The 12,259-nt window shown below is 60.7% G+C and carries 11 protein-coding genes and 1 pseudogene; 6 read left to right on the top strand and 6 right to left on the bottom strand.

From position 1 onward, the window contains the following. Positions 1–208 precede the first annotated feature (208 nt). The gene (locus tag ACXX81_RS09330; RefSeq protein WP_458571556.1) at positions 209–1,084 is read left to right on the top strand and encodes a LysR substrate-binding domain-containing protein; all 876 of its coding nucleotides are present in this window, start codon (positions 209–211) and stop codon (positions 1,082–1,084) included. 64 nt (positions 1,085–1,148) lie between these two features. Here the strand turns inward: ACXX81_RS09330 and ACXX81_RS09325 are convergent, their stop codons facing one another. The 4 genes from ACXX81_RS09325 to fae form a co-directional block, all read right to left on the bottom strand. Further along, a complete protein-coding gene (locus tag ACXX81_RS09325; protein ID WP_458571555.1) occupies positions 1,149–2,513 on the bottom strand; it encodes an MFS transporter in 1,365 nt (454 codons plus the stop codon). Between the two features lie 98 nt (positions 2,514–2,611). Continuing rightward, positions 2,612–4,045, bottom strand: a complete 1,434-nt coding sequence (locus ACXX81_RS09320) for an NAD-dependent succinate-semialdehyde dehydrogenase (RefSeq protein WP_458571554.1) — start codon at positions 4,043–4,045, stop codon at positions 2,612–2,614. After that, positions 4,042–5,076 (bottom strand): aldo/keto reductase, encoded by a 1,035-nt coding sequence (locus tag ACXX81_RS09315; RefSeq protein WP_209982266.1) that lies wholly within the window; start codon positions 5,074–5,076, stop codon positions 4,042–4,044. The genes ACXX81_RS09320 and ACXX81_RS09315 overlap by 4 nt, the downstream gene beginning before the upstream one ends. 10 nt (positions 5,077–5,086) lie before the next feature. Then, positions 5,087–5,599, bottom strand: coding sequence for a formaldehyde-activating enzyme (fae, locus tag ACXX81_RS09310; RefSeq protein WP_209982268.1), 513 nt, complete (start codon positions 5,597–5,599; stop codon positions 5,087–5,089). Between the two features lie 542 nt (positions 5,600–6,141). Here fae and ACXX81_RS09305 point away from each other — a divergent pair. Next, a complete protein-coding gene (locus ACXX81_RS09305; RefSeq protein ID WP_209982270.1) occupies positions 6,142–7,245 on the top strand; it encodes an endo-1,4-beta-xylanase in 1,104 nt (367 codons plus the stop codon). Positions 7,246–7,287: 42 nt separating this feature from the next. Here the strand turns inward: ACXX81_RS09305 and ACXX81_RS09300 are convergent. Further along, positions 7,288–7,365: pseudogene (locus tag ACXX81_RS09300) on the bottom strand (NAD(P)-dependent alcohol dehydrogenase); the annotation flags it as partial. Positions 7,366–7,394: 29 nt separating this feature from the next. Further along, complete coding sequence (locus ACXX81_RS09295; RefSeq protein WP_209982272.1) at positions 7,395–8,732, bottom strand: alginate export family protein; 1,338 nt, start codon at positions 8,730–8,732, stop codon at positions 7,395–7,397. 287 nt (positions 8,733–9,019) lie between these two features. Between ACXX81_RS09295 and ACXX81_RS09290 the strand changes: the two genes are divergently transcribed. From ACXX81_RS09290 to ACXX81_RS09275, 4 genes are all read left to right on the top strand, one after another. Then, positions 9,020–9,364, top strand: coding sequence for a DUF6152 family protein (locus ACXX81_RS09290; RefSeq protein ID WP_231986813.1), 345 nt, complete (start codon positions 9,020–9,022; stop codon positions 9,362–9,364). A gap of 64 nt (positions 9,365–9,428) precedes the next feature. Further along, positions 9,429–10,211 (top strand): hypothetical protein, encoded by a 783-nt coding sequence (locus tag ACXX81_RS09285; protein WP_209982274.1) that lies wholly within the window; start codon positions 9,429–9,431, stop codon positions 10,209–10,211. Positions 10,212–10,243: 32 nt separating this feature from the next. After that, entirely contained in the window at positions 10,244–11,734 is a 1,491-nt protein-coding gene (locus tag ACXX81_RS09280) for an alpha/beta hydrolase domain-containing protein (protein ID WP_209982276.1), read from the top strand. A 21-nt stretch (positions 11,735–11,755) separates the two neighbouring features. Further along, positions 11,756–12,244, top strand: coding sequence for a DUF6644 family protein (locus ACXX81_RS09275; RefSeq protein ID WP_209982279.1), 489 nt, complete (start codon positions 11,756–11,758; stop codon positions 12,242–12,244). The last annotated feature ends 15 nt before the right edge of the window (positions 12,245–12,259 follow it).

Below are 12,259 nucleotides of genomic sequence, written 5' to 3'. Positions count from 1 at the left end.
TTCTGGAAGGCATCTTCGCGAGCAAGCCCGCTCCCACAGGTTTAGCGCATAACCTGTGGGAGCGGGCTTGCTCGCGAAGACTTTACCCAAACACCACTTGCATCAACCTCTCAGAAAGGAGTCAGATACGTCGTACAGAATATTCACCAAAAACAATAAACCTGCCCACGCACTACAGCGTCGAAGGCGGGTATGGAGTCACCCTTTAATGCGTCAACTGCCCTCGCTCAACATGCTGCGCGTCTTTGAAGAAGTCGCGCGGCATCGCAGTTTCAGCCAGGCGGCTTTGGGTCTGAACGTCACCCAAGGCGCGGTCAGCCGTCAGATCAAGCAGCTTGAAGATTATCTCGGCGTGGCGCTGTTTATCCGCACACCCCAAGGCCTGTCGCTGACCCAAACCGGCCTTGCCCTCTCCCCCCAATTGAGCGATGCCTTCGACCAAGTCGAACGTGCCCTTCAAGCGGTGAGTGTGCCGAACCTGCGCCAACGCCTACGCATCGTCGCACCACCCACCTGGGCCACGCGTTGGTTATCAGCGCATTTGCGCGCGTTCTGCCAGCGCTACCCGAACATCAGTCTCAGCGTGACCCACCAGAACGGCAACGACAGCCTCGCGGAGATCGACTGCCACATCCGCTTCGGCCTCGAAGCGGCCAACCATTGCAGCAGTCAGTTGCTGGTGATGGAGCGGCACATGGCAGTGGCCAGCCCGGAGTTGTTCGTCAATGGCCAGCCGCCGGATCTGCGGGAGTTTGCGCTATTGCACATCCTGCATGACGGCAAACGCTTGAAGGTGTGGGAGAATTGGTTGGCGGCGATGGGCCGCGAGGATGTCGATGCCGCGCAAGGGCTGGAGTTCAGCACGCTGGACCAGGTGATCCACACGGCACTGGCCGGTGGTGGGCTGGCGGTGATTGACCGACAGATGATTGAAAAGGAACTGGCGAGTGGCAGTCTGTTGCCGATCACTGCTGTGGAAGTGGTCGGGCCTTACGGGTATTGGCTGGATGTGGCGAATGAGAAACGGGGGCTGTCGAAAGTGCAGTTGTTTACGGATTGGTTGGGATTGGTCAGCAACCCCTGAAACACCGACATTTTCAAATGTGGGAGCGAGCAAGCCCGCTCCCACATTGGGTGTGTGGTGGGTTTTAGATTGGCGCTGCGATCTTTGTGGCAGCGGGTGCCACGCTCTCCATCGGACCCTGCGCCTTGCACGCCTGGCTCAGTGTCAGGGACTTGGTTTCCGGTGCCCAAGCCCAGGAAATGATCGCGCCCAGTGCGAGAATCGACGCCAGGATGCCCATGGTCGGGCTCAAGCCGATACCCGCCACACTCACCGGCAACAGGAACGTGCTGACCGCCGAGCCCAAGCGACTCACCGCCGTTGCCAGGCCAATCCCGCTGGCCCGCACTTCGGTCGGAAAGCTCTCGGCCGGGAACACGCCCACCAGATTGCTCACCGCCGACAACACCAGCGTGAACACGCCGAACACCAGCACCATCAGGAACGCCGCACTGCCCGGCAATGCCGCCAGCAGGAACAAGGCTACCGCCAGGATGATGAACGAATTGATCAGGAAGCCTCGGCGCGAGAACTTCACTGTGCACCAGATGCCGATCAATGCGCCGAGGATCAGCAGCATGTTGAGCATCAATTCGGTGCCGAAGCCCTCCGCCAGGCCCATCTTCTGCAGTATCGACGGCAGGAAGGTGTAGATAGCGAAGTACGGCATGACGATGCAGACGAAGAACAGGCAGTTGAACGCGGTGCGCTTACGGTATTCGCGGCTGAACAGCACTGCGTAGCCGGAACGGGTTTCGGTGGAGCGGGTTTCGTCGAGTTCGACGTTATCGCCCAGGTGTTTTTTGACAATCGCCCGTGCTTCGGCGATCCGTCCCTGGTTGACCAGCCAGCGCGGTGACTCGGGTGTGCCGATTCGCGCGATCAGGATGAGCGCCGCCGGGATTGCCGATGAAGCCAGCATCCAGCGCCAGGCGTCATCACCGAGGCTGAGCATCGCGGTGCCGACGAAGGTCGCGGCGACGTAGCCGAAAGTCCAGATGACGCTGAATGAGCCGAGCAACACGCCCCGGTGTTTTTTCGGCGAAAACTCCGCGAGCATCGCGTGGCCGACGCTGAAGTCGCCGCCCAGGCCAATGCCGATCAGCACCCGGCAGAGGAATAGCTGCATCGCAGTTTCAGCGTAAAACTGCATCACCGAAGCAACGGTGATCAGGACAAAACTGACCAGGAAGATTTTCTGCCGCCCGACCTTATCGGAAATCCAGCCGAAGAACAGGCTGCCGACAAACAGGCCAATCAGTGCCGAAGCGCCGATCAGGCCCTGCCAGAAGGCATCGAGCTGCATCTGCGGGCTGAGCAATGTGAAAGCAATACCGATCAGGCCCAGGATGTAGCCGTCGGTAAAATGTGCGCCGAAAGTGAGACCGGCAATTTTGATATGAAAGCGCCCGATGGGCAGGTCATCGATCTTTATCGATTGAGCGGACATGTTCGTCTCCAGTTGTTGTTATTGAAGGAGAAATGAAACCGATGGCGCTTGTACCTGTGGGAGCTGGCTTGCCCGCTCCCACAGGTTTGGATCTGGGGCTAGAGGCCGCCCATCAACAAGTATTTGATTTCCAGGTAGTCTTCCAGACCGTACTTGGAGCCTTCGCGCCCGAGGCCCGATTCCTTGATGCCGCCAAACGGCGCGACTTCCGTGGAGATGATGCCTTCGTTGATCCCGACCATGCCGGCTTCCAGGCCTTCGGCCATGCGCCAGACGCGACCGATGTCGCGGCTGTAGAAGTACGCCGACAATCCGTAGGGCGTGTCATTTGCCCGTTGCAATACGTCGGCTTCGTCCTTGAAGCGGAAGCACGCGGCTACGGGGCCGAAGGTTTCGTCCTGGGCGATCAGCATGTCGCTGGTGGCATCGGTGAGAATGGTCGGCTGGTAGAACGTGCCGCCAAGCGCATGCCGACGACCGCCGCACAACAGCGTGGCGCCCTTCTCCAAGGCGTCACTCACGTGCAACTCAACCTTGGCCAACGCCGCTGCGTTGATCAGCGGACCTTGCTCGGTTTCACCGTCCAGCGCACTGCCGACGCGCATCGCAGCGACCGCTTCGGCGAGTTTGCCGGTGAACGCTTCGTAAACACCGTCCTGGATGAAGAAACGGTTCACGCAGACGCAGGTCTGCCCGGTATTGCGGAATTTCGAGGCCATCGCGCCTTTCACGGCGGCGTCCAGATCAGCATCGTCAAACACAATGAACGGCGCGTTGCCGCCCAGTTCCAGCGAGACTTTTTTCAGCGTATCCGCCGCTTGGCGCATCAGTAGTTTGCCGGTCCGGGTAGAGCCAGTGAACGAAAGTTTGCGCACGATGCCGGAAGCTTGCAGTGCTCCGCCAATCGCCACGGCGTCACCGGAAACCACGTTGAACACCCCGGCCGGAATGCCCGCCTGCTCGGCCAACACCGCCAAGGCGAAGGCTGACAAAGGCGTCTCTTCCGACGGTTTGAGAATCATTGTGCAACCCGCCGCCAGCGCCGGACCGACCTTGCGCGTGACCATCGCCAGCGGGAAGTTCCAAGGGGTGATCGCTGCAACCACGCCGATGGCCTCCTTGACCACAATGATTCGCGCATCAGCCTTATGGCTCGGGATTACGTCGCCGTAAGCGCGCTTGGCTTCTTCGGCGAACCATTCCAGAAAGCTTGCGGCATAGACCACTTCGCCCATAGCTTCGGCGAGCGGTTTGCCCTGTTCGCGACTGAGCAAAGTGGCCAGATCTTTCTGGTTGCTCAGCATCAGTTCGCCCCAGCGCTTGAGGCGCTGACTGCGCTCTTTGGCAGTCAATTTTCGCCAGGCTGGCAAAGCACGGTTCGCCGCGGCGATGGCGAGGTTGGTTTCTTCGGCGCCGGCCTTTTGCACGTCGGCGATCACTTCGCCATTGGCCGGGTTCAACACCGGATAGGTCGCACCACCGCTCGACCATTGGCCGTCGATGAAATTTCCGTTACGAATCAGCGAGCTCATGCCACAGCCTCGGTCAGAGTAAAGCGTTCCAGCCCTGGGCGAGCCGAGCGCAGGATGCGTTTGCCGGCGGTGTAATCGTTGATCACGTCGCACGGGGTGTAGTTGCGTTCCAACTCATGCAGTTCTTCGGCGTCGAGCCTGGTTTCCAAGGCTGCCAAGGCACTGTCGAACTGCGCGGTGGTGTCGGCGCCGACCAGCATGCAATCGACGCCCGGATGATTGGCAACCCAGGCTTGAGCGATCTGCGCGTTCGAGACACCACGGGCGCGGGCCACGCGCTGTACCGAATGAGCGATCTCGAACGAGGCCTCGTCGCTGTACATCTGCTGAGTGAAGAAGTCGGTCTGGTTGCGGGTCGATTGCACATCGCCGGTCAACAAGCCGCGAGCCAGCGGGCTGAACACCGAAACGCCAAGACCCTGATCACGACAGAACGGAATCATCTCGCGCTCTTCTTCGCGGTAGGCGCAGTTCAGTTGCAGCTGCATGTTGATCGGCTTGACCCAGCCGTTGCGTTCGCAAGCCATGAGGATCTTCGCCAGCTGCCCGGTGAGCATGGTCGACACGCCGATGTAACGGGCCTTGCCTGAACGCACGATGTCATTCATGGCGCTCATGGTTTCTTCGACCGGGGTATTCACATCGAAGTAATGCAGCATGAACACATCGACGTAATCCATGTTCAAGCGCTTCAGCGAGGCGTCGATGCTGTCCATGATGTGCTTGCGCGAATGACCGCTGGCGTTGATGCCGTTGCGGGTGCCGTAGCCGACCTTGGTGGTGATCACCAGATCTTCGCGGCGAGCCAGACGCTTGACGATGCGCCCCACCACTTCCTCACCGACACCAGCGGAATAGAAATCCGCCAGGTCAATGAAGTTCACCCCGTTGTCGAGGGCATGGGCGACGATCGGCTCGCTTTGCTTTTCATCGAAGATCCACGGTTTCCAGTCCGGGGTGCCCATGTTCATGGTGCCCAGGCACAGGCGGGAGACTTGCAGGCCGGAGTTGCCCAAACGAATGTATTGCATGGCGCAGACCTCAGGCTTTTGGGGTGTAGAAGGGGTTGCTGATGTGAGCGACCACATCCGCCAGTTGCGCAGTTTCCGGTTTGCCGGTCAGGGCGGCGCGGATCGCGGTGCGGCAGGCGTTGTAGTTGTTCAGGTACACCGCATCAAGGTCATCACACGCCGGGTTGACCCAGTTGGCGGTGACGATGGCCCACTCATCTTCAGCTTCCGGCGGCAAAGTGCCATCCAACAAAGCTTCCAGAACAGCCTTGGCGATCGCAGCCTGGGACGCGCCCCAGGTGGCGTTGCCATGCAAGTCGCTGCTGATCGCAGCTTTATTGACGTAAAGCGTCATCGGCTTGACCGGAATGTTCGGCTGGGCGATCACCATGAACGGGCAATGCCCCTGGCTCGGCGACGCCAGGCTGTTGGCAAACGCCTGCCCTGCCGGACCGTTACGCGGGCCGATCAGAATGTTGATGTGCGCGGCGTTCACGCCTGGTCCTTCAAAACCTTCTCCGATGTACAGGTCGAGTTCTCTCATGAGTCATTACTCTTTTTGGATTTATTTTGGGTGATCAGAAGCGCACGCGGGTCTTGAAGATCGCGTGGCAAACATCGGGGTATGAAGAGCGCAACACGAGGCTGGCGAGGACGCGGCAGAGGGGCTTAGTCATGAATGCAAACGCTCTTTTTGTTATTGATGAGCTGTGTTTGCGACTTTTTAACATCGGGGGCCAGAGGGGCTGTAACCATTAAAAGTCATGGGGATATGAGTTCTCCTCATACCCAGCAAAATCCCGCGCGGAACTGGAAGACAAATTGTTCGCCAACCAGCCCTGCATAGTAGACCGCGATTTCGCATTTACCGTGTGCGTCAGGGGGCAAAATTGGGGCAATTTTCAACTCGGCCGACCTTGAATCACTGCGCTAGAGCCCAGTCAAAATGTTTTTCGGCGACCCTGACAGCCTGTAACAAAGCCCCACAAAGCCATTTTTTAACAAAAAGTCATGGGCACCTTCAGTACACTTCCACCTATCCATATCCAATGGAGTTCACGACTCCCACGCTCCGAGCGCCCACGCATGAAGCCATTCAATCGCCGACGCTTCCTCACTACGACGTTGCAGGCCATGGTCCTCGCGCCGCTTTTGCGTGTTCGCCCCGCGCTTGCCGACGACACCTTTCGGCCCTTACGCGCAGTCGCTGCGCAACACGGGCTGTCGTTCGGCTTCGCGGTAGATCCCGCCCTGCTCGATACCAACCCGTCGTATCGGGACGTCGTGGCCCGGCAAGCGGGCATCGTGGTGCCGGAAAACGCGTTGAAATGGGCCCAGGTCCATCCCGCCCCGGACCGCTACACCTTCGCCCCCGTGGACCTTATCCTCGCGTTTGCGCAGGCGAACCATCAGCGCATGCGCGGCCACACACTGTGCTGGCACCGCGCCCTGCCCGACTGGGTCACCCGCACGGTGACACCCGCCAACGCGAAGGAGGTACTGACGCAACACATTGCCGCGGTGGTCGGCCGCTACCGTGGCAGGATTGCCTCCTGGGATGTCGTCAACGAGGCCATTCAAGTTGACGACGGGCAGACAGGCGGGCTGCGCGACGCCTTTTGGTACCGGATGCTCGGTCCCGACTATATCGACCTGGCCTACGGGGCCGCGCACCGTGCCGATCCGGACGCCGCGCTCTGCTACAACGAATACGGACTGGAAAGCGACTCCCCCGCTGGCACGCGCAAGCGCGCCGCCGTGCTTGCCCTCCTGCGAACCCTGAAGCAGCGCGGCGTGCCGGTGCATGCGCTGGGCATTCAGTCCCATTTGCGCGCCGCGGACCCGCATGGCTTCGGCCCCGGGCTCGCCGCGTTCCTGCGGCAAGTGCATGACCTGGGCCTCAGCATCTACATCACCGAACTCGACGTCGACGACAGCCACGTGACGGGCGACGCGAATCAACGCGACGCCATCGTGGCCGGCACCTACAAGCGATACCTGGACCTCGTGCTCGGCACGGGCACGGTATCCGCCGTTTTGACCTGGGGTGTATGGGATACCGCGCACCGCACCGGTGCTACCCCTTCGATGGGACCACTGGCGCAGCGACCGCTGGTGTTCGGTCCGCAGGGCGTGATCAAACCCGCCAGCTGGGTCGTCGAGCATAGCCTGGCATGGCGGGCGAGCTAGGCCTCAGCCCCAATTTTGAAGGACGTGCCCACGCGGCGGGCGAGTGAGATTGCCGATCTGTGCGATACGTCCACCTGCCTTTGTTGCAGCAATCGATTGATTGATGCCGTCACCGCCTGCCCGGGGCCGCGACAGACCTCAATAACGAATCAGAACGTCGCCCACACAATGAACTGCATGTACGTGTTGGTTGATGCGTCGCCGCTCTGCCGGCCGCCGTTGCCCAGCCACTTCTGCGGTTTGTAGAAGCCCACCAGCGGCGAAAGCGTGATGTTATCCGTGACGGCCCAATCCACAAACAGATCGAGCTCCTGCGCAGCGAAATCCAGCTCATGACGGCGGGAAAGCTGGTGGTAGTCGAACGCCATCGCGTTAAGGGTCAATTTCTCGGTCGGTTTAACCGACAGGAGTATGTCGTTGATCTGCATGTTCGAGGTCACGGAACCCGCGTAATTAAGCCCTATTTCCCCCTGGAGCCGTTTGCGATAACCGCCCTGGAACAGGAAGTCCCAGCCTTCGGAGTAGCGCGAATAACGATAGCTGACAGTCGGTTGCCATGGGGTATCGACGAAGGTGTAACCCGCGTCGAAGAACATCGCTCGCTGTGAGCCCGACCGTTTTTCCTGGCGGGCCACCTCAAACGCAAAATCGGCGTTTTCGATCCCGGCATTGCCCTGCCCTCGGATGCTGTAGACGTTCATGCCCTTGCGCTCAAGCCGATCGGCGAAGGCGTATTTCTCGTCCACATCCAGGCCATGCACGTAGGTCGTACCGATCGAACCGATGGGGGTGGTGTAGTCGATAGTGCCCACTGCCAGTTCGGTCTTGGACTGCCCGGCGTTGTCGGATTTCAACCATATCACGCTGCCGTGCAGCCCTTCCTTGCCACCCAGTTTCAGCACCGCCGTGTTGCCAAACGCCAGGCGTTGGCCCAGGTAAAAGGCGCCCCCCCGGTTGAACCGGCCATCACGCACGCCCTCGATGGGGCTGAACGCGTTACCCGCGTCGAAGCCATCGTCGGTGATCAGAAAACCATCCACCGTGACAATCTGGCGCCCGAAAGAGAAATCCACGCCATCCTTGCCCAGGGCGGGTAGCAGGTCACCTGATTTCCAGCCGAGGAACGCGTCTTCCACAGCGGTTCGTCGCTCATCGCCCGCCGTCGTCGCCCCCATGTCTCCGTCACCCCACGACCCGCTGCTGAGCAGGCTGAAGCCGCCATAGACCGAGCCGGCAACCAGCTTATCCGTGGAGCCATTCAGGCCGTATTTGACGTAACCCTCCTGCCAATGCATGCCGCCGGATTTTTTCTGCGGATCGCCCAGGTAGTTATGGGTACTGCCAAACCAGCCAAATGCAGCGCCCAGGTCGGCATTCAAAACGGTTGCTCCGTTGTCTTCGTTGTACAGCGCGTAAGCGTGTGCCTGCGAGCCGACTGCACAGAGTGCAACCAGCGACAGTAACGGCGCGTAGGGGGGAATGCGCATAACGTCTCTCCTGTTTTTATTGTTGTGAGGCGAAACAGGAGTGTTCCGGCTTGGCTCGGCAATGCGGTAACCCAAATCAGCATGTACAAGGGGCAAGATCGCCCATCCGTCGTCGAGCGGTCCCCTCCCGCGCAAAAACGCCTCAGTGCCTTCATTGGTTGCCGTTTTGGGCTAAGGCTTCTGAGTGTGAGCGCCCTATGCTGGGCCCATAAGAACCATAAAAACCCGAGGCACCCGTCATGACCCTTTTGTCACCCTCCCCGCTGTTTCGTCAGGGGCTTTGCCTTTTGACCCTCATCGCCTGCAGTGCATTAGCGCCTGTTGCCAGTGCCCACCATTCCTTTGCGCTGTTCGACCAGACCCAGACGCTCACGATCAAAGGTGTGGTCGAGCGCTTCGCCTGGACCAACCCGCACATCACGATCTATGTCGACGTTCCCGGCCCACCGGCCCAGCGTTTCAAGATCGAGACCGGCAGCGTCAACGCGCTGCAACGCACGGGCTGGACAGCCAATTCGGTCAAGGCTGGCGAAACCGCCGAGGTGTCCTTCAAACCGCTGAAAAACGGTGAGCCGGGCGGGCTGCTGGTGGAGATCAAGATGGGTGACGTGGTGCTCTCGGGCGGCGGCTAAACGCGACACCTCCCGATTGCGACAACAACAGAACTGGGCAAACCAGCAACGCGGAGACACTTCAATGAAACCAGCACGAACCTGCAGCACAGCCATGCTCTTCCTGGGAATGGTCCTCGTGACTGTCGCCGGGATGAGCAGCGCCGCGACAGCGTCAAAACCGCAAACCGACAAGCACAGCGTGGCCACACGGCCCGACATCAGCGGCACCTGGGAAAGAACCCCGGACGACTGGTTCGGCGAGAACCCGGACGACCCGGTACACCCCGGCGGTCCAATGGATCTCAAGGCACCCTACGCCGCCGAATACGTTGAGCTCAAAAAGAAAGAAGCCGTGGCCAACGCCGCCGGAACGCCGATCGCCACCACCAGCTCCAAGTGCCTGCCCGAGGGCATGCCGACCATGATGGCAGCGCTCTTCCCGATCCAGATCATTCGCGACGACAAGCAGGTGATCATCCTCGGCGAGTATCTCCAGCAGGTGCGGCGGATTCTTTTGAACCAGCCCATGCCGCCGACAGATACTCTCGACCCGCTGTACCAGGGCCACTCGCGCGGACACTGGGAGGGCGACACGCTGGTGGTCGAGACGCAACGGGTGCGCACGGACGTACGCTTCTACGACGTCCCCCACGGGTCGGCGATGAAGATCACCGAACGCATCCGGCTGCGCGGGCCGGATCACCTGGAAAACCAGGTCCTGATCGAAGACCCGCAGGTACTCAACACCCCCTATCGCTTTACGTTCGAGTACAAGCGCTCCAACTACGCCATTCAAGAGTACGTGTGCGAGAACAACCAGATCGTGATCGACAGCGAGGGCAAGGCATCTCTGAGCCTTGAGTGAATCCGCCCATCCCCCCCTCTGGAGCGCTACGAATGGAACGCCTGACCCCTATCGGCATCAGCGTTGTGTTGTCGCTGCTTGTCGCGTCGAACACCTTCGCCGACGTGCCGCGCATGCCCACGGCTATCGCGGTGCCGCCTTCCGACAAAGCACCGCTGTCGTCGGCGACACGCCCGGGCACCGAATACAGCGACCTCAATCACTACGGCTACGTCGAGCAGGAGTACTACCTGCAAGGCGTCGCTCCGGCCATTACCGCCGCCGGCAAAACCCTGCTGGAAGCGCCTTACACCACGCGCATTCTGGTGCGCAAACCAGCGGACCCGGCGCGTTTCAATGGCACGGTGGTGATCGAGCCGTTCAGTTGGTTTGGCGAGCGCGGCGCGGGCTGGATCCTGACCCGCGACTATCTGCTGCGGCGCGGCTACGCGTATGTCGGGTACACGCTGAATGTAAACAAACCGGCGGTGGACCCCAAGTTCATCTCCGACACGCCGGCGGCCGAAGCCGAACAGATCGCCCAGTACGGGCGGATCGTGAACTTCGAGTTCATGCGCCGCTTCGACTTTGCACGCTACGCGCCGCTGGGCACCTACTACGACCCGGCACACTTCACACGTGGCGAAGCGCCCGATCCGTTTGCACCCCAATCCCAGGGCATCGGCGCGCAGCTGGCGTTGCTGCTTAAAACCAAGGGAGCACAAAGCCCGCTGGCCGGCCTCGACGTGCAGCGCGTCTATGTGAATAGCTGGGCCGTCACCGCACAGGTCTGGATGGACTATCTCGACCAGGGTCGTCACCAGCAGTGGCGCATGCCCGACGAAACGCCGCTGATCGACGCCTACATGACCGGCCGCATGGCCTACGGAGAAGTGGGCGGCGACGTGCTCAGAGTGCCCCGCCAGATGCCCGAAGGCGTGCCGTTCGTGACGGTGTTCAGCCAGTCCGAACTGATGCACGACGTGATCGAAGGCATCCCCCTGCCCCCGGACACTGACACGCCGCAACTGCGCTACTACGAAGTCACTGGCATGCCCCATCTGCGCCTGGCCGACCTGGGTACGGAGCACACCGAACAGCTCGCTGCCGACATCGGCAAGGGCGACGACCCGCGATGCCGGACGCTGTATGACGAACCGGTTGAAGGGGTGGTCTCGGCGCTGCTCGATGGCATGGACCAATGGGTACGTGACGGCAAACCGATGCCCAACGCACCTCGGGTGGTCCGTGACGGCAAGGCCGCTGCCCGTGCGCCCGCCACCGGCAACCTGCAAGGCGGCGTGCGCCCGCCGTGGATCCAGGTGCCCAGCGCCACCTACCTCACCGATCAAGAGACCGGCTGCGGATTGATCTACGACACCAAGGTGCCTTACTCGAAGGAAGTGCTCGGCCAGCGTTATGGAAACTTCAACCGCTACGCACAGAAATTCGAAGACGCCAAAGCCGTTTCGATCAAGGAAGGCTATTTGCTGCCGGAGGATGCGGCGGGCCTGCGTCCGATCGCAACCCCTCAAGATTTCTAACCCACTGCGGAAGAAAAGCCGATGTCATCTTCACTCATCATTGCCTGGATCTACGCGTCACCGTTGAGCACTGCGATCCGCGACATTCTGTGGGTGATCCCCACCGTGCAGAGCATTCATATCATCGCCATCACCGTGCTCTTCGGCTCGGCACTGATTTCCGACCTTCGCCTGGCGGGCGTGTTCGCCAGCGATGAGCCCTTGCGCGGCGTCGTACGCCGTTACTACCCGTGGATGCGCAATGCGCTGATCGTGCTGCTGTGTACCGGGCTGGTGATGATCATCGCCGAGCCCGACCGGGTGCTCGTCAACTCGACGTTCTGGCTGAAGATGGCCCTGGTGGTGACGGCGTTCAGCATGACCTGGTTGCTGCGCCGCCCGCTGATGCGCCCCGCCGGCCATGCAGGCAGCGACGACGCATCGCGTCCGGTCAAGGCACTTGCGTGGCTGTCGATCGGTTTGTGGTGCGTCGTGATCATTTGCGGTCGCTGGATCGCCTACACGATCTAAGCGTTTTCAACGAAA

It is taken from the genome of Pseudomonas sp. GNP013, assembly GCF_054343995.1.
The sequence above is the reverse complement of the archived record's forward strand: the minus strand, read 5'-3'. Positions and strand labels throughout refer to the sequence as shown.

What these genes read in the sequence shown, in the direction of transcription:
- ACXX81_RS09295 (WP_209982272.1), bottom strand. Translation starts at nt 8,732, where the DNA reads ATGCGCATTCCCCCCTACGCGCCGTTACTGTCGCTGGTTGCACTCTGT.
- fae (WP_209982268.1), bottom strand. Translation starts at nt 5,599, where the DNA reads ATGAGAGAACTCGACCTGTACATCGGAGAAGGTTTTGAAGGACCAGGC.
- ACXX81_RS09320 (WP_458571554.1), bottom strand. Translation starts at nt 4,045, where the DNA reads ATGAGCTCGCTGATTCGTAACGGAAATTTCATCGACGGCCAATGGTCG.
- ACXX81_RS09330 (WP_458571556.1), top strand. Translation starts at nt 209, where the DNA reads ATGCGTCAACTGCCCTCGCTCAACATGCTGCGCGTCTTTGAAGAAGTC.
- ACXX81_RS09325 (WP_458571555.1), bottom strand. Translation starts at nt 2,513, where the DNA reads ATGTCCGCTCAATCGATAAAGATCGATGACCTGCCCATCGGGCGCTTT.
- ACXX81_RS09280 (WP_209982276.1), top strand. Translation starts at nt 10,244, where the DNA reads ATGGAACGCCTGACCCCTATCGGCATCAGCGTTGTGTTGTCGCTGCTT.
- ACXX81_RS09285 (WP_209982274.1), top strand. Translation starts at nt 9,429, where the DNA reads ATGAAACCAGCACGAACCTGCAGCACAGCCATGCTCTTCCTGGGAATG.
- ACXX81_RS09275 (WP_209982279.1), top strand. Translation starts at nt 11,756, where the DNA reads ATGTCATCTTCACTCATCATTGCCTGGATCTACGCGTCACCGTTGAGC.
- ACXX81_RS09315 (WP_209982266.1), bottom strand. Translation starts at nt 5,076, where the DNA reads ATGCAATACATTCGTTTGGGCAACTCCGGCCTGCAAGTCTCCCGCCTG.
- ACXX81_RS09305 (WP_209982270.1), top strand. Translation starts at nt 6,142, where the DNA reads ATGAAGCCATTCAATCGCCGACGCTTCCTCACTACGACGTTGCAGGCC.